Annotated in this window: 18 protein-coding genes; 6 read left to right on the plus strand and 12 right to left on the minus strand. The window is 62.7% G+C overall.

Annotated features, from left to right (window positions below; all coding sequences use genetic code 11):
- The first annotated feature begins 5 nt into the window (after positions 1-5).
- Complete coding sequence (locus tag O7A70_RS22950; protein WP_337142467.1) at positions 6-755, plus strand: glycosyltransferase family 25 protein; 750 nt, start codon at positions 6-8, stop codon at positions 753-755.
- An 88-nt stretch (positions 756-843) separates the two neighbouring features.
- Here the strand turns inward: O7A70_RS22950 and gcvA are convergent, their stop codons facing one another.
- Positions 844-1776 carry a transcriptional regulator GcvA gene (gene gcvA, locus O7A70_RS22955; protein ID WP_337142468.1) on the minus strand — a complete coding sequence of 311 codons (933 nt, stop codon included), beginning with the start codon at positions 1774-1776 and terminating at the stop codon, positions 844-846.
- Positions 1777-1941: 165 nt separating this feature from the next.
- Between gcvA and O7A70_RS22960 the strand changes: the two genes are divergently transcribed.
- The gene (locus O7A70_RS22960; protein ID WP_140510211.1) at positions 1942-2184 is read left to right on the plus strand and encodes a hypothetical protein; all 243 of its coding nucleotides are present in this window, start codon (positions 1942-1944) and stop codon (positions 2182-2184) included.
- 93 nt (positions 2185-2277) lie between these two features.
- On the opposite strand, the gene O7A70_RS22965 is transcribed toward O7A70_RS22960, so the two are convergent.
- The gene (locus O7A70_RS22965) at positions 2278-2874 is read right to left on the minus strand and encodes a L,D-transpeptidase family protein (protein WP_140718558.1); all 597 of its coding nucleotides are present in this window, start codon (positions 2872-2874) and stop codon (positions 2278-2280) included.
- Between the two features lie 84 nt (positions 2875-2958).
- Here O7A70_RS22965 and O7A70_RS22970 point away from each other — a divergent pair, with 84 nt between their 5' ends.
- Positions 2959-3642: a response regulator transcription factor gene (locus O7A70_RS22970; protein ID WP_027145512.1), complete on the plus strand. Its 684-nt coding sequence runs from the start codon at positions 2959-2961 to the stop codon at positions 3640-3642.
- Positions 3643-3759: 117 nt separating this feature from the next.
- Positions 3760-4215 (plus strand): Crp/Fnr family transcriptional regulator, encoded by a 456-nt coding sequence (locus O7A70_RS22975; protein ID WP_337107601.1) that lies wholly within the window; start codon positions 3760-3762, stop codon positions 4213-4215.
- Between the two features lie 71 nt (positions 4216-4286).
- Here O7A70_RS22975 and O7A70_RS22980 read toward each other — a convergent pair whose 3' ends face one another.
- From O7A70_RS22980 to tesB, 7 genes are all read right to left on the minus strand, one after another.
- Positions 4287-5093, minus strand: coding sequence for an exodeoxyribonuclease III (locus O7A70_RS22980; RefSeq protein ID WP_337142469.1), 807 nt, complete (start codon positions 5091-5093; stop codon positions 4287-4289).
- A gap of 73 nt (positions 5094-5166) precedes the next feature.
- The gene (locus O7A70_RS22985; RefSeq protein WP_337142502.1) at positions 5167-5847 is read right to left on the minus strand and encodes an outer membrane lipoprotein carrier protein LolA; all 681 of its coding nucleotides are present in this window, start codon (positions 5845-5847) and stop codon (positions 5167-5169) included.
- Positions 5848-5974: 127 nt separating this feature from the next.
- Complete coding sequence (locus O7A70_RS22990; protein ID WP_337142470.1) at positions 5975-8632, minus strand: DNA translocase FtsK; 2658 nt, start codon at positions 8630-8632, stop codon at positions 5975-5977.
- A gap of 206 nt (positions 8633-8838) precedes the next feature.
- On the minus strand, positions 8839-9117 hold the full coding sequence (locus O7A70_RS22995; protein ID WP_337142471.1) for a hypothetical protein: 279 nt from the start codon (positions 9115-9117) through the stop codon (positions 8839-8841).
- Positions 9118-9445: 328 nt separating this feature from the next.
- Positions 9446-10801, minus strand: a complete 1356-nt coding sequence (locus tag O7A70_RS23000) for an ammonium transporter (protein WP_337142472.1) — start codon at positions 10799-10801, stop codon at positions 9446-9448.
- 31 nt (positions 10802-10832) lie between these two features.
- The gene (locus tag O7A70_RS23005; protein WP_127280023.1) at positions 10833-11171 is read right to left on the minus strand and encodes a P-II family nitrogen regulator; all 339 of its coding nucleotides are present in this window, start codon (positions 11169-11171) and stop codon (positions 10833-10835) included.
- A gap of 299 nt (positions 11172-11470) precedes the next feature.
- Positions 11471-12331 (minus strand): acyl-CoA thioesterase II, encoded by an 861-nt coding sequence (gene tesB, locus O7A70_RS23010; RefSeq protein ID WP_337142473.1) that lies wholly within the window; start codon positions 12329-12331, stop codon positions 11471-11473.
- 100 nt (positions 12332-12431) lie between these two features.
- Here tesB and O7A70_RS23015 point away from each other — a divergent pair, with 100 nt between their 5' ends.
- Positions 12432-13691, plus strand: coding sequence for a ubiquinone biosynthesis hydroxylase (locus O7A70_RS23015; RefSeq protein ID WP_337142474.1), 1260 nt, complete (start codon positions 12432-12434; stop codon positions 13689-13691).
- A 14-nt stretch (positions 13692-13705) separates the two neighbouring features.
- Here O7A70_RS23015 and O7A70_RS23020 read toward each other — a convergent pair whose 3' ends face one another.
- The 3 genes from O7A70_RS23020 to O7A70_RS23030 form a co-directional block, all read right to left on the minus strand.
- Positions 13706-14233 (minus strand): hypothetical protein, encoded by a 528-nt coding sequence (locus tag O7A70_RS23020; protein ID WP_337142475.1) that lies wholly within the window; start codon positions 14231-14233, stop codon positions 13706-13708.
- Positions 14234-14375: 142 nt separating this feature from the next.
- Entirely contained in the window at positions 14376-14732 is a 357-nt protein-coding gene (locus tag O7A70_RS23025) for a YciI family protein (RefSeq protein WP_027145523.1), read from the minus strand.
- Between the two features lie 11 nt (positions 14733-14743).
- Entirely contained in the window at positions 14744-14953 is a 210-nt protein-coding gene (locus tag O7A70_RS23030) for a hypothetical protein (protein ID WP_337142476.1), read from the minus strand.
- A gap of 215 nt (positions 14954-15168) precedes the next feature.
- On the opposite strand from O7A70_RS23030, the gene O7A70_RS23035 reads away from it, so the two are divergent.
- Positions 15169-15594, plus strand: coding sequence for an OsmC family protein (locus O7A70_RS23035; RefSeq protein WP_027145525.1), 426 nt, complete (start codon positions 15169-15171; stop codon positions 15592-15594).
- Positions 15595-15618 lie beyond the last annotated feature (24 nt).

Here is a 15618-nt window from a genome sequence, read left to right on the forward strand (position 1 = left end):
ACGCTTTGACGACGACGGATGAATCCGGATTTCCCCGCGACCTGGTGTTCACCCGGATCTGCCACGTCAAGCATGGCTATGACGAACGCCGCCGCCACATTGTCCGCGAGTTTGAGCGGCGCGGCGTGCCCGTCTACTTTTACACGGACTGGGACAAGCCAGATATCACCCCGGAGATTCGTGCTGAATTGGTCGCTCCCGATTTTGTCCACCCGGCGCAGGTCTCTCTGGCGCTGAAGCATGTCGGCATCTGGCGCGACTTCCTCGAAACCGACCTGCCCTATTGCCTGGTGTTCGAGGATGACGTCTTCCTCGCGCGCGACTTCGTCGCCAAATTCCGGCAAGGGCTGGCCGAACTCGGCAATCCCACGCGCAAGGCCGTCATCTATCTCGGCAACGGCAGCAATTACTACACGCCAAGCTGGAAATTGCGCAGGGGTCAGAGGCTCTACCCGGCGCTGCATGCCAGGTGCGCGGATTCCTATCTCATCACCCGTCCGGTCGCCGAAGCCCGTTGTGCCTGGATCGATCAGCACAAAATATACACCGTGATCGACCACCAGATCGAGCAGATGGACGAAAAACTGGGCATTGAGATGCTGTGGTTCGAGCGGCCAATTGTCGAGCAAGGCAGCGAAAACGGCGCTTTCCAGACTTCCGTCGCCGGCAAAAAGCACCCGCTTCTGTACAAGAAGCTGAAATGGAAATGGAAGAAATACACAAGGATGATCTTCGGCCACAACGCCCGGTCCTGAGCGCGGAGCAATTCCAGGAAAAAGTGCGTCGTGGTTTTCCCGGGAAAAGCGCGTAGCGCTTTCCCTAGGGAATGCATAAGACAAGAGATTAGACCTTGTCCGCCGTCCGCGTCCTGGCAACTTCCTCGAGGATCCATTCGCGGAACGCGACGATACGGGGATCGTCTGCCATGGCCTGTGGATAGACCAGAAAATAGGCGAATTCCGGCGCAACCCTGATGCTGAGTTCGAAGGGCCGCACAAGCCGGCCCTCGGACAGGTCGTTCGCCACCATGGCGAAATCGGCAAGCGCGACGGCATTGCCGTCGAGCGCTGCCTGGACAGCATCCGTGGACGTGCCGAAGACGACGGTGCGGCTGTCGTCGAAATCGTTGATGCCGGCCGCCGCCATCCACATGCGCCAGTTCGGCCAGGTCACGCCCTGGCGGGCCCATTCGATATGGGCAAGCGTGTGGTTGAACAGGTCGCGCGGCTCGCGCAGGGGCGGCCCAGATGCCAGGAGGCCCGGACTGCACACCGGAATGATGATGTTGTCGAACAGGCGATGCGCGCAGAGTCCTGGATATTTGCCGGCGCCGAAGCGGATGCCGACATCGACGTCGTCGAGATCGAAATCGCGCAAGCCATAGGCAATGTCGAACCTGAGTTCGATGCCCGGCCGCTGCTTGCGGAAATTCTCGACACGCCGCATCAGCCATTTCGCCGCGAACTGCGCGTCCAGCGTCACCTTCAGGAATTCTGTGCCGCGCGCCAATTTGCGCGCCCGCATCACGGCCCGGCCAAGCAGGTCGAGCGTGTCGGTCGCCGCCTCGTACAGCACCGTGCCCGCTTCCGTCAGACGGATGGTGCGGCTGGTGCGGGCGAACAGCACGATGCCGAGCTGATCCTCGATTTCCTTGATCTGGTGGCTGACGGCGGCGGGCGTCAGGCCGAGCTCGTCGGCGGCTCGGGTGAAATTGAGGTGCCGGGCCGCCGCCTCCAGCGTCCTGAGCGCCCGTGTTCCAGGCAAGAGGGCTGCCATCAGCGCGCGGCCCGATCGAAGCGGTCCATGGAGCCTCAATCCTCAAATAAAACTTGATGATGAGAAAAGAACTACTCGTTTCCCGTTTGTTTTTCAATCAGGCATGATTGCAACATCAAAACACCATCAAACCGGATTTGATGTCCGGAGAATACGGATCCCATCATGTCTCACATCGTTCTTCACCCTGCATACATCGCCCGGCCGGGCTGGCTGTCGGCTGTCCGCGATTGGCTGCGACAGGCCAGGGTCGCGGTCAATCTTGGCCACCAGAACGTCGAGGATCTATCCGATCGCCAGTTGCGCGATATCGGCGCCGCCCGCAAGGACATCACCCGCGCCATGGACCGCGAGACCGGCCGGCTGGGCCTTCTAGACATCGGCTGGCAGCGGAACAGGAAGGGATAGGGGAGTAGCATTGATGATGCGGCTTGGGCGTGTCTGCTGCCCCTGAAGACTCCCTATTCCCCCATTCCCCCATTCCCCTATTCCCCTATTCCCCTATCTCACCACCCTCACCACCGTCCGGTCCGACAGCAGCGGCAAAAGCCGCGCCATCGTGCGCGCGGTGACCGCCACGCAACCTTCCGTCGGCGTGAAGCCGGGACGCGCCAGGTGGAAGAAGATGGCGCTGCCGCGCCCGCGGCGCCGCGGCGCGATGTTCCAGTCGAGCACCAGGCAGGCGTCATAGAGCCGGTCGTCGCGCCGCATGCGTTCGTGGCTGGCGCCATAGGGCATCTTGACCGGCCTGTTGTAATTGCGGTCGTCCGGGACCTCGCACCAGCCGAGGTCCGGCCCGATCGGCGCCATCGCCAGCCGCGTCCTGCGGCCGGCGGCAAACTGATCCCCCCGAAAATAGCCCGCCAGGATGCGCATCGAAGCGAGCGGCGTTGCGCCGTCGCCTTCCCGCTTGCCGGACGAGATGCCGCCACGCCCCAGCGCGCACGCAAACACCGTTTTGCCGGCCTGCAGCAGGCCCTGGCTTGGGTGGCCGGGCCGCGCCCGCACGGTCATCACGCGCAGCCGTTTTGCCAAAATTGCGCCGGCTGCATTGCGATCGCGTTTTTTCTTGTATGATCGTGCCACGGAACAAATCACTGTGATCGGCTATTGTGCCGGCAAGCTTCCGCATAAATACGCAGCGGTCAACTGAATTCACTTTTCAAAACAACGGATTGATCCATGACCTCACGTACCATCCTGATCGTCGATGACGATGACGACCTGCGCGGCACACTGGTCGAGCAATTGTCCCTCTACGAGGAATTCGACGTGCTGCAGGAATCCACTGCGGCAAAAGGCGTCACCGCTGCGCGCGGCGGGCTGATCGATCTGCTCATCATGGATGTCGGCTTGCCCGACATGGACGGCCGCGAGGCGGTGAAGATCCTGCGCAAGGGCGGCTACAAGGCGCCCATCATCATGCTGACCGGCCACGACACCGATTCGGACACAATTCTGGGTCTCGAGGCCGGCGCCAACGACTATGTGACCAAGCCATTCCGCTTCGCGGTGCTGCTTGCCCGTATCCGGGCGCAGCTGCGCCAGCATGAGCAGAGCGAGGACGCGACCTTCTCGGTCGGCCCCTATACCTTCAAGCCCAGCCAGAAACTGCTCATCGACCCGCGCGGCGGCAAGGTGCGGCTGACGGAAAAGGAGGCCTCGATCATCAAATATCTCTATCGCGCCGACCAGAAGGTGGTGACGCGTGACGTGCTACTGGAGGAAGTATGGGGATACAATTCCGGCGTCACCACGCACACGCTGGAAACCCATGTCTACCGTCTGCGCCAGAAGATCGAGCGCGATCCTTCCAATGCTGAAATTCTTGTGACAGAAAGCGGCGGCTACAAGCTGGTTCCTTAAACATTTCACTATCCAATTGGCGGTCTGGACGGGGCCGCTTTCGGGTACGATCCTAGGGGGATTCAGGGACCGTACCGCAGAGGAGGGATTGGACTGACCGTTCGGGGACAAAGCTAGATGGCGCTGGATGACGACATCCGCATCCTGTCCGCCGTGAGGCTTTTCGAGGGCTTCACGCAGGAACAGCTGCGCCTGCTCGCCTTCGGAGCCGAGACCACTCTCGTGCAGGCGGACCACAAGCTTTATCGCGAGGACGACGTGGCCGACTCGGCCTATGTCGTGGTCAGCGGGCGTATCGTGCTCTATCGCGAGCAGAATGGCGAGCGCATCCCGATCGGCAAAGTCGGCCCCGGCACGATGCTCAGCGAACTGGCGCTGATCGCCGACACCAACCGGCTGACCAGCGCCTCGGCCGAAATCGATTCGGAAGTGATAAGGCTGAGCCGCAAGATGTTCCGGCGCATCCTGGAGGAGTATCCGGAATTGGCGGTCAAACTCCACCAGCGCATCTCCGAGGAATTCCACGACATGATCCGCCGCATCGAGGAACTGGCCCCGCGCTTTTCGGGTTGAGGCCGTTGCCGCGAGAGAACTCGATGCTTGGCGCGAAGGATCGCGACGAACGCCTTTTATCGACGACTCCGTTAATCCAGATTGAACCGCGCAATCACCGGCACATGGTCCGACGGCCGGTCCCAACCGCGCGCCGCCCTCAGGATTTCGTAGCCGGCAAAATCAGGCACCAGGTTTGGCGACGACCAGACATGGTCGAGCCGCCGGCCACGATTGGACGCCTCCCAATCCTGCGCCCGATAGCTCCACCAGGTGTAGAGCTTCTGTTCCGATGGCACGTTGAGCCGCATCAGGTCGACCCAGCCGCCGGCCAGCCGCATCGCCTCGAAGTTTTCGGTCTCGACCGGCGTGTGGCTGACCACGTTGAGCAATTGCTTGTGCGACCAGACGTCATGCTCCAGCGGCGCGATGTTGAGGTCTCCGACCAGCACCGAGGCCGACACCTCGCCGTGTTCGGCCCGGATGGCGTTCATCTCGGCGACGAAATCGAGCTTGTGCCTGAACTTCCTGTTGATCTCGGGATCCGGTTCGTCGCCACCCGCCGGAACGTAGAAATTGTGCACCAGGATCGTCTTGCCGCCGGCCCGCACGGTCACCGACAGATGCCGGCTGTCCTCGATATCGCAGAAGCGGCGCCTTTCGACCACCTCGATCGGCCGCCGCGCCACCGTCGCCACGCCGTGATAGCCCTTCTGGCCATGGAAGGCGATGTAGGGATAGCCGACCTTACGAAAGGCCTTTTCGGGAAAGAGCTCGTCCGGGACCTTGGTTTCCTGCAGGCAGAGCACATCGGGCGCGTACTCATCGAGCAGGCGTTCGATGATCGGCATGCGCAGGCGCACGGAGTTGATGTTCCAGGTGGCGATCGAAAAGGGCATGCGGCAAGGTCCGGCGATAGATCGCCGAACTACTGCCAGCCACACGCCGGAAAAACAAGCGAGGCGACGAAGACTACCGTGTCTTGGTGTTCAGCTCGCGATTGGCCGTATAGTCGATGGCGAAGGTGTCGGGCGCGAAACTGACGCCTTCCTTGGTGTTGAAGATCATCACCGTCGTGTCCTTGCCCTGCGCGTCGGTAATCGTCCACTGCCGCAGATCATAGGTTTTCGGATCGAACATCATGGTGATTCGCGCATTGCCGAAAACCGACTTGTCGGAGAGCTGGATGGTGGTGAGGTCGTCTTCTTCCTTGACGCTCTTGACGCGGTTGCCCGAGAGGTCGATGCGGTCGTCGAGCAGCAGCTTCAGCGGCGTCTTCGATAGCGGATAAAGATCCGACGTGTTCAGTCTCTTGTTGAGGATGGCAACCGATCTGCCGTCGGAAATCACCCGGAAATTCGAAGCCCCGTCATAGTTGAAGCGGATCTTGCCCGGCCGTTCCAGGAAGAATTTGCCGCCGGTCTGCTCGCCCTTGGGGCCGAACTGGACGAATTCGCCGCTCATCGATTTGACCGCCGAGAAATGGTCGGCGATCTTTTGCGCCGCCGCGGGCACGGCCGCCTGCGCCGAGGCGAGCAGCTCGAATCCGGGCACCACGTTGAGCGCTGCGGCACCCGCGAACACCAGGCCGAGGCCAAGCAGCTGGCGGCGTGTCGGGGCAAGATCGCTCAGCGCTGAAAGATCGTTTTTCATATCGGTCACTCTCGTCTGATTCCTGATTTGGTCGCTGTCGTGAACCCCCAGTTGGGCTGAAGTTTGGCGAGGCGATCGCTCGGTTGAACGCGCCAGAAGGTTCGAAGTTGCCGCGAACTCTCCACCGTCAGAATTTGTCGTCCTCGGTCGGCACCAGGATTTCGCGTTTTCCGGCATGGTTGGCCGGACCGACAATGCCTTCCTTTTCCATCTTCTCGATGATCGACGCGGCACGATTGTAGCCGATGCCCAGACGCCGCTGGATGTAGCTGGTCGAGGCCTTGCCGTCGCGCAGCACCACCGACACCGCCTGATCGTAGGGGTCATCCGAATCCTCGAAATTGCCACCGCCTCCGCCGCCGGAACCACCCTTGCCGGACGGCTCGTCGTCCTCCTCGCCGTCATCTTCGGTGATGGCGTCGAGATATTCCGGCACGCCCTGCAGCTTCAGGTGCCCGACGATCTTCTCGACCTCGTCATCGGAGACGAACGGCCCGTGCACGCGCTGGATGCGGCCGCCGCCGGCCATGTAGAGCATGTCGCCCATGCCGAGCAGCTGCTCGGCGCCCTGCTCTCCCAAAATGGTGCGGCTGTCGATCTTCGACGTCACCTGGAAGGAGATGCGGGTCGGGAAATTGGCCTTGATCGTGCCGGTGATGACGTCGACCGAAGGACGTTGCGTCGCCATGATGACATGGATGCCGGCGGCGCGCGCCATCTGCGCCAGGCGCTGGACGGCGCCTTCGATGTCCTTGCCGGCGACCATCATCAGGTCGGCCATTTCGTCGATGATGACGACGATGTAAGGCATCGGCTCGAGATCGAGATTCTCGGTCTCGTAGATCGCCTCGCCGGTCTGGCGGTCGAAGCCGGTCTGCACGGTGCGCGAGATCTTTTCGCCCTTCTTCTCGGCCTGCTGCACCCGCGCGTTGAAACCATCGATGTTGCGCACGCCGACCTTGGACATCTTTCGGTAGCGGTCCTCCATCTCGCGCACGGTCCATTTCAGCGCCACCACCGCCTTCTTCGGGTCGGTCACGACTGGCGTCAAAAGATGCGGAATGCCGTCATAGACGGAGAGTTCGAGCATTTTCGGATCGATCATGATCAGCCGGCATTCCTGCGGGGTGAGCCGGTAGAGCAGCGACAGGATCATGGTGTTGATGGCGACCGACTTGCCCGAACCGGTGGTGCCGGCGACCAGCACGTGCGGCATCTTGGCGATGTCGACGATGACGGCCTCGCCATTGATGGTCTTGCCCAGCGCCAGCGCCAGCTTGGCCTTGGTGGTCTCGAAGTCGCGGCTGGCCATGATCTCCCTGAGATAAACGGTCTCGCGCTTGGCGTTTGGCAGTTCGATGCCGATGGCGTTGCGGCCCGGTACGACGGCGACGCGGCAGGCAATCGCGCTCATCGAGCGGGCGATGTCGTCGGAAAGGCCGATGACCCGCGACGATTTGATGCCCGGCGCCGGTTCAAGCTCGTAGAGGGTGACCACCGGACCCGGGCGAACGGCAATGATTTCGCCCTTGACGCCGAAATCCTCCAGCACGCCTTCGAGCAGGCGCGCGTTCTGTTCCAGCGCGTCCTTGGAAAGACTTGGGTCGCGCGCGACATTCTTCGGTTCGGACAGGAAATGCAGCGACGGCATTTCGAACGTGTCCGAGCCGATCAGCGAGGTCTGCGCCTCGCGCTGGACGCGGGCGCCCGGCACGGGTCGCGCCGCGGGCGCCTCGACCCGGGTGGCGGCATCGGAACGGAACTGCTGGACCTTGGCCGTCGGGGCACGCCGCTGGGCGACGGGCTCGTCGTCAAAATCCATGTCCTCGTCGTCGCGGCCGAAGACATCGTCGTCGGCCGGATCGACGGAAACACCGCGGTCGTTGACCATGGCGGCGAAGAATTCCGGCTCGACACGGGCGCGGCCGTCCTGGCTCATGCGGGATTCGGCGAATTCGGCCGACTCGACTCGTTCGGCGGCACGGCGCCAGGCGCTGGCGCGCGGCTCCATCTCCGGTTCGAACTCGTCGCGCTCCTGCCTGCGGCGCACAGCGCGACGATGCATCCAGGCGCGGAACGAAAGCCACCAATGGGTGATCGCGCCGAGCGCCAGTATGCCTTCGTCGCCCTCGTCCTCGTCATTGTCGAACAGAAGCTCGTCCTCGCGCGGGTCCGCGGTGGCCGGTTCTTCCATCACGGCGAAGCCGTTCTTGCGCCCGATCAGCGCCGCGCCATAGGCGAACAGCCAGAGCGCGGGTGCCGCCAGCAATATGGCGAGCACGCTGGCGATCAGCCCGGTCGGATATCCGCCGATGAGGACGCCGGGAATCTTGAGCACCATGTCGCCGAAGACGCCGCCGAGGCCGGTGGGCAGCGGCCAGGTCTTGGGCGGAACGATACAGCCCGCGATCGCGGCGGCGAGCAGCGCGAAACCGAACCAGAACAGCCCGCGCTTGGGCAGCCTGTCGACGCCGCGCGCCGAAAACAGGAGATAGCCCCAGATAACGGCAGGAACCAGCGCGGCGACCGCGGCAAGGCCGAAGAACTGCATGGCGAGGTCGGAGAAGACGGCGCCGGCATAACCCATGGCGTTGGTGACGATGTTGGCGGTGGCGTGCGAGAAGCTCGGGTCGGCGACGTTCCAGGTCGCGAGGCTTGCGACGGCGAAGGCGGTGAACGCGAACAGGCCAGCGCCGACCAGACGGCCGACCTGGCGCCGCGCGAATGCGTGGATGCCGTGCCCCGTATCGGTCAGCGCGAGCGGTGCTGAAGCCCCTGAACGCATGCTCTTCCCCGTCAGTGATTCCCTGGCCCGAGCGCATGACGCACTCCGGCAGATTCGGATGCCAGACTAGGCGTGGGAAGGTTAAGGGCGCATTAACTATAAGGCTGCGGCGACCGTCCTTTTGACATCGATACCTCCAGTGTCCGCACCACATGAAAATGGCGGGCGCCCTGGCCTGCCATCCATTCGTCGGGTCGGGCCGCGTGTTACTTGTTGGCGCCGCCGAGCATCTTCACATTGGCGCAGAACTCGGCGTGCGGCTTGCTCATCGCAGCATCCTGGCATTCCTTCATCATGGCGTCCTGCTTCTCCTTCGGCATGGCCATGAAAGCTGTCTTGAATTCCGCCATCGGCTTCATGGTTTTCATGCTGGAATCGGTGAAGAACGGCGCCAGGTTGTCCGGCTCGTCCAGTGCGCCGGCAAATGCAAAGCCGCTGACCATGGAAAGCGCGAGTGCCCCGAGGCAGATATTCTTGAGGTTCATGAGAAAATTCCTTCCCTGTGTTTCAAAAACGCGAGCGTCAGAACGACGGTCGCCTCCACAGTTCGGAGACAGGCTGGTCGATGTTTCCTCGAAAATCCGCTTCACGCGAACGTGATTGCGCGAAGTTGATCTTCACCAGAAGGAATTGCCAAAAAAAGAGGCCCGGAGCGATCCGGGCCTCAAGGCGTGAGCTCCTTGTGGGAGCGTCACGACGGGATGCTTTCAAAACAATTCCAGGAAAAGTGCTTTCGCGGTTTTCCGTCCGCAATTGCGTGGAGATAAGGGACCGGCGGGAGGAGGTTTCCGCCGGTCCCTTGGCAAGGATGCCTTATGGCACCACTTCGCCATGCTGGGAGATGTCGAGGCCTTCGACCTCTTCCTGGGTCGACGGACGCAGGCCGACCAGCGCCTTGACGACGTAGAGGATGACGAAGGTGGCGACCGCCGTCCAAACAATGGTGACGGCGACACCGTAGATCTGCTTACCGAGCGAAGCGCCCGACGAGAGGCTGTTTATCGCCGGGTCGGCAAGCACGCCGGTCAGCAGGGCGCCGACCACGCCGCCGACGCCATGCACGCCGAAGGCATCGAGCGAGTCGTCATAGCCGAACATGTGCTTCACCTTGACCGCCGAGAGGTAGCAGACGACGCCAGCCACGATACCGACGATGAAGGCGCCGGTCGGGTTGACGAAGCCGGACGCCGGCGTCACCGCGACGAGGCCGGCGACGGCGCCCGAGATGATGCCGAGCACGGAAGGCTTCTTGGCGATGATCCATTCGGCGAACATCCAGGCCAATGCCGCAGCGGCGGTGGCAACCTGGGTGTTGAGCATGGCGGCACCGGCAAGGCCGTCGGCCGCCAGTTCCGAACCGGCGTTGAAGCCGAACCAGCCGACCCACAGCAGCGATGCGCCGATGACCGAATAGACGAGGTTATGCGGCGCCATGTTGGTGGTGCCATAGCCTTCGCGCTTGCCGAGCACCAGCGCGCAGACGAGGCCCGCGACACCGGCATTGATGTGGACGACGGTGCCGCCGGCGAAGTCGAGAACGCCAGCCGTACCGAGGAAGCCGCCGCCCCAGACCCAATGCGCGATCGGCACGTAGACGATCAGCAGCCACAGCGCCATGAAGATCAGCAGTGCCGAGAACTTGAAGCGCTCGGCGAAGGCGCCGGCAATCAGCGCCGGCGTGATGATGGCGAAGGTCATCTGGAACATCGAGAAGACGAATTCAGGGATGTTGGCCACACCCGGCAGCCACAGGCTGGCCGTGGTGATGCCGTGGTGGAAGAATTTCGAGGTGCCGCCGAGATAGGCATTCATGCCGCCGCCGTCGGAAAAGGCCAGCGAATAGCCGAACATGAACCACAGCACCGTCACCAGGCAGGTGATGGCGAAGCTCTGCATGATGGTGGCGAGCACGTTCTTCTTGCGCACCATGCCGCCGTAAAACAGCGCCAGGCCCGGGATGGTCATCATCAGCACCAGCGCCGTCGAGGTCAGCATCCAGGCGGTGTTGCCGGTATCGAGCACCGGGGCTGGAGTGGCCGCCGGCGCGGCAGCCGCGGCAGCGGGTGCGGCTTCCTGCGCGAAGGCGGCGACGCTGCCCAACGCTGCAAGAGCGAGCGAGCCCAGCAGGGCCGCCCTTCCCGTCGTCTTCAAGGTGGAAGGAATATTCATTGAACTCTCCATTGGAATACGTGTTCGCCGCTCAGAGCGCGTCGGTGTCTGTTTCGCCGGTACGGATGCGCACCGCCTGGTCGATGCCGAAGACGAAGATCTTGCCGTCGCCGATCTGGCCGGTCTTGGCCGCGGCGGTGATGGCTTCGACGGCCTTGTCGACCATGTCTGCCGCGACCGCGACTTCGATCTTGATCTTCGGCAGGAAGGAGACCGCGTATTCCGCCCCGCGATAGATTTCGGTATGTCCCTTCTGACGCCCGTAGCCTTTGACTTCGGTGACGGTCAGGCCCTGGATGCCGACGGCGGTAAGCGCTTCGCGTACCTCGTCCAGCTTGAACGGCTTGATGATTGCCATCACGATTTTCATAAGGTTTCACCCTTTGCTGTTGCGGTCCCCCGCGTTTGCACACCTTCACCGATCCCAAAGAGCCGGAGAGTGCTCCCAAGGATTCAAGCTCCGTGCCAACTGCCGAAGCAGGGTGTTAACCCACTGTAAACAAAGGGATTGGAGCGGCCGGGGCCGGCAGGTGCCTGCGTGTGCGGCGCACCATCTGATTAAAAAATAGGCATTTTTGCAAAATTGCCTACTTTGCCGGCTTTGGGCATGACTACAAACTATGGAACCGGCTTTCGGAAAGAATCTTGCTCAAACAAGACTCGCGATGCTCAACGCTTGAGCCGGATCAACCCCTCCTGGGCCATCGAGGCGATCAGCGTGCCGTCACGGGCATAGAGCGTGCCGCGGCTGAAACCGCGCGATCCAGAGCTGGAGGGACTGTCCTGCGCATAGAGCAGCCAGCCGCCGAGCGAATGCGGCCGGTGGAACCACATCGAATGGTCGAGGCTGGCGGCCTGGATGTCGGGATCGAACAGGCCGCGCCCATGCGCGAAGGTCGAGGTGTCGAGCAGCGTCATGTCGGAGAGATAGGCGAGCAGCACCGACTGCAGTGTGCGATCGTCGGGAACCGGGCCGGCAAGACGGATCCAGACATTCTGCCGGGGCGGCAGCTTGTCGCGGCTTTCATAGTGCTGGAGATTGACGGGTCGCAGTTCCAGCGGCCGCTCGCGCGCCCAGAAGCGTCGCACCGCCTCCGGCACCCGGTCGGCCGTTTCGAGCAGCTGGCGCTGCGTCTTCAGACCTTCCGGCGGCGGCACGTCGTCGGGCAGCGCGAACTGGTGCTCGAGCCCCTTCTCGTCGACCTGGAACGAAGCTTCCAGCGAAAAGATCGCCTGTCCGTGCTGGATCGCCAGCACGCGCCGCGTGGTGAAGGAGCCGCCGTCGCGGATGCGGTCGACCTCGTAGATGATCGGCACCTTGATGTCGCCCGGCCGCATGAAATAGCCATGCAGCGAATGCACGAAACGGTCCGGCTCGACCGTCCGCTGCGCCGCCACCAGCGCCTGTGCGATGGTCTGGCCGCCGAACACGCGCTGCCATTCCACCTGGGGGCTGCGACCACGATACAGATTGTGTTCCAGCCTTTCGAGATCGAGAATGTGCAGAAGCTCGTCGATCGCCGCCGTCATGTTTTGTGACCTCGCCGCAAAATTGCTATGGCGGTTTCCGACAGGAAGAACGAGCCGTCAAGGGCGCAGGGCCCCGGTCGGCGCGCAAGGAGCCAGGACAATGGAACGCAAGGCGGACGCCAAGACCAGATCCGGGCTCGATGTCCTCGTCGCCGGTGCCGGCTATGTCGGCCTGGCCGCCGCCGTCTCGCTGAAGCAGGCCCGACCGGGCCTTGCCGTGGCGCTGGTCGATGCGGCGCCCGCCGGTTCCTGGCAAAGGGATGGCCGCGCCTCGGCCATCGCCGCGGCCGCCTGCCGCATGCTCGACCAGCTCGGCGTCTGGGCCGAGATCGCGCCGCGGGCGCAGGCGATCACCGAGATGATCATCACCGATTCACGCAGCGCCGATCCGGTGCGCCCGGTCTTCCTGACCTTCGGCGGCGAGGTGGCGCCGGGCGAACCCTTCGCGCACATGGTCGCCAACAGGGCGTTGAACGGCGCCTTGCGGGCCAAGGCCGAAAGGCTCGGTATCGACATCATCGAAGGCGTCGCGGTGCAAGGGTTTGAGACCAATGGCGCCGGCATCACGGTGCATCTGGCCGACGGCGCCACGTTGACGGCGCGGCTGCTGGTTGCCGCCGACGGTGTCAATTCGAAACTGCGCGATATGGCTGGCATCAAGACGGTCAAGTGGGAATACGGCCAGTCCGGCATCGTCTGCACCGTGGCGCATGAACGCCCGCACAACGGCCGCGCCGAAGAACATTTCCTTCCCGCCGGCCCCTTCGCCACGCTGCCGCTGAAACCCGACGAGGATGGCACCAACCGTTCGTCGATCGTCTGGGTCGAACGGTCGGAAGATGCGAAAACGCTCGTGGAAGGCGACGATCTCGTCTTCGAACATGAACTCGAACAGCGCTTCGGCCTCAAGCTTGGAGAAATCCGCGTCGCCGACAAGCCGCGCGCCTGGCCGCTTGGGCTGACCATCGCGCGCGCCTTCGTCGCGCCGCGCATCGCGCTTGCCGGCGATGCCGCCCATGGCATCCATCCGATCGCCGGCCAGGGCCTCAATCTCGGCTTCAAGGATGTGGCCGCATTTGCCGAGGTGATCGTCGAAGCCGACCGGCTCGGCCAGGACATCGGCGCGCTCGACGTGCTGGAACGCTACCAGCAATGGCGCCGCTTCGACACGGTGCAGATGGGCATCACGACCGATGTGCTGAACCGCCTGTTTTCCAACGACATCACCCCGCTGCGCACCGTTCGCGACATCGGCCTCGGCCTCGTCGAACGCATGCCACGGCTGAAGGAGTTCTTCATCCGCCAGGCGTCGGGGCTTTCGGCCGGCACGCCGCGGCTATTGAAAGGCGAGGCGATCTGATCGCCTGTCGCGGGCTAGTTGACCTCGAAGCCGAGCTTCTGGCGCAAGCGCAATATCCTCTGGTCGGATATCTGCAGGCGCTGCTCGCCGCCCTGGGCGACGCGGTTCACCATCTGCAGCAGATCGTTTCGTTCCGCGACGTCGAGACGCTCGCGCAGGAACGGCGCCAGCTTGTCGATGACGACAGTGGCATCGTCGATCTGCGAGGCCGCCCACTTGGCATAGATCACCGCCTCATCCGTCTTCTTCTTGTCGGCGATCTCGGAAATCACCGACCGTATGACAGCCTCGCGCTGCGGCAGGATAGGGCCATTCTCGGAGACGATGGATGCAATCAGCGTCGCGGCGGCTACCACCGGATCGTCGATCGCCGTCAGCGGCGAGAGTGCGGCCTGCTTGCGCAGCTTCTTGCGCCTGATGTTGCCTTGCACGCGCCCGACGACGTCGGCGACCTCGCGCGCGGCGTCGTTCATGGCCTTCATCCGGTACCACCACAACGCCGCCGCTCCGAGCACGCCAAGGACAGCAATCAGGAAAGGCATGTCCAAATCCCCCAAAGTCCTGGGCGACGATAGGAGAACTCGTGGCTCGCTTCAACACGCAAGAGTTGAGGCCGGCAAAACGAGGACGTTCGCTCGACCGAACGTCCTCGGTTTCCAAGTGACCGCAACGCATGACAGGGAATTATGACCCCGGCACGTTGTAGATCGCGCGCACCTCGATGGAACCGATTTCGCCCAGCGGAATCTCGCCGGCGATGTCCAACGCCTCGTCGAGATCCTTCGCTTCGATCATGACGAACCCGAGCAACTGCTCCTTGGTTTCCGCGAACGGGCCGTCGGTGACAAGTCTCTTGCCCTTGCGTCTGCGGACGGTTTTCGAGGTTTTCACCGATTGCAGCGCCTGCGCGATAATCAGCATACCGCGTTGGTCCAATGACCGGTCATGGGCCATCGAATCGGCGTCGAGCTTGGCCAACCGCTCTGTCGTCATGGCATGGAGATCTTTCTCTTCGCCGTAGACCAGGCAAACGTACTGCATGTCCATCTCCCTTATCGTGACGAACCATAGGATGAGGCGATCAAGTTGTCAGCCGGGCCTTTGTCCGCCGCATGATCGAGAAAGCATACCCCGACCCCGATGATGGCGACCGCCACAAGCAGCCGGCCAAAGCCGGACGCCGGCTGCCGCAACCAGTCGATTTCTTGTTCACCTGCCTTGCGGCCGGTGCCTGTGCAGTGAGCAGAAAATAGATTGTTCATGTGAACCTCCATCCGCCACGAAATCCGTGGCCGCTCGCAGGACGGCCGAGGCAGATGCAATTCGACATTTTTGCACGCAGATTTTTTCAGAAATAAAATGCAAACACCGCAGCCGGCACCTCGTCGAAAGAGCGCAGTGGCCTTCGCGTCTGCCCGCGCTATAGTTGACCGGACGCTGATCGACAGGCTTACCCAAATCAACCCAGGAGGACTCCATGGACCGCACCGCAAACGCCGTCTGGAAAGGCAATCTGAAAGAGGGCAAGGGCACGCTCGACACCCAGAGCGGAACCCTGAAAGGCACGCCCTATTCGTTCAAGGCGCGCTTCGAGGACGAAAGCGGCAAGTCCGGCACCAATCCGGAAGAACTGATCGCCGCCGCGCACGCCGGCTGCTACGCCATGCAGCTCTCGCATTTCCTGGCCGAGAACGGCACGCCGGCGGCCGAACTCGACGCCAAGGCCGTGGTGACGCTGGTTCCAGGCACAGGCATCACCGGCAGCGCGATCACGCTGGTCGGCAAGGTACCCGGCATCGATGCCGCGAAATTCAAGGAATTGGCCGAAAAGGCCAAGGCCGAATGCCCGGTTTCCCAGGCGCTCGGCGCGATCAAGGTTTCGCTCGACGCCAGGCTTGGCTGATGAGCCTGGTCTGAAATGAGAAAC

Source organism: Mesorhizobium sp. Cs1299R1N1, assembly GCF_037179655.1.
GTDB classification, from domain to species: Bacteria; Pseudomonadota; Alphaproteobacteria; order Rhizobiales; family Rhizobiaceae; genus Mesorhizobium; species Mesorhizobium salmacidum.

Excerpts from the sequence above, each read along its gene's own strand:
- O7A70_RS23000 (WP_337142472.1), bottom strand. The coding sequence starts at position 10,801 with ATGAATATTCCTTCCACCTTGAAGACGACGGGAAGGGCGGCCCTGCTG.
- O7A70_RS23025 (WP_027145523.1), bottom strand. The coding sequence starts at position 14,732 with ATGCAGTACGTTTGCCTGGTCTACGGCGAAGAGAAAGATCTCCATGCC.
- O7A70_RS22980 (WP_337142469.1), bottom strand. The coding sequence starts at position 5,093 with ATGCCCTTTTCGATCGCCACCTGGAACATCAACTCCGTGCGCCTGCGC.
- O7A70_RS22995 (WP_337142471.1), bottom strand. The coding sequence starts at position 9,117 with ATGAACCTCAAGAATATCTGCCTCGGGGCACTCGCGCTTTCCATGGTC.
- O7A70_RS23005 (WP_127280023.1), bottom strand. The coding sequence starts at position 11,171 with ATGAAAATCGTGATGGCAATCATCAAGCCGTTCAAGCTGGACGAGGTA.
- O7A70_RS22985 (WP_337142502.1), bottom strand. The coding sequence starts at position 5,847 with ATGAAAAACGATCTTTCAGCGCTGAGCGATCTTGCCCCGACACGCCGC.
- O7A70_RS22970 (WP_027145512.1), top strand. The coding sequence starts at position 2,959 with ATGACCTCACGTACCATCCTGATCGTCGATGACGATGACGACCTGCGC.
- O7A70_RS22960 (WP_140510211.1), top strand. The coding sequence starts at position 1,942 with ATGTCTCACATCGTTCTTCACCCTGCATACATCGCCCGGCCGGGCTGG.
- gcvA (WP_337142468.1), bottom strand. The coding sequence starts at position 1,776 with ATGGCAGCCCTCTTGCCTGGAACACGGGCGCTCAGGACGCTGGAGGCG.
- O7A70_RS23035 (WP_027145525.1), top strand. The coding sequence starts at position 15,169 with ATGGACCGCACCGCAAACGCCGTCTGGAAAGGCAATCTGAAAGAGGGC.
- O7A70_RS23020 (WP_337142475.1), bottom strand. The coding sequence starts at position 14,233 with ATGCCTTTCCTGATTGCTGTCCTTGGCGTGCTCGGAGCGGCGGCGTTG.
- O7A70_RS23030 (WP_337142476.1), bottom strand. The coding sequence starts at position 14,953 with ATGAACAATCTATTTTCTGCTCACTGCACAGGCACCGGCCGCAAGGCA.
- O7A70_RS22975 (WP_337107601.1), top strand. The coding sequence starts at position 3,760 with ATGGCGCTGGATGACGACATCCGCATCCTGTCCGCCGTGAGGCTTTTC.
- tesB (WP_337142473.1), bottom strand. The coding sequence starts at position 12,331 with ATGACGGCGGCGATCGACGAGCTTCTGCACATTCTCGATCTCGAAAGG.
- O7A70_RS22990 (WP_337142470.1), bottom strand. The coding sequence starts at position 8,632 with ATGCGTTCAGGGGCTTCAGCACCGCTCGCGCTGACCGATACGGGGCAC.
- O7A70_RS23015 (WP_337142474.1), top strand. The coding sequence starts at position 12,432 with ATGGAACGCAAGGCGGACGCCAAGACCAGATCCGGGCTCGATGTCCTC.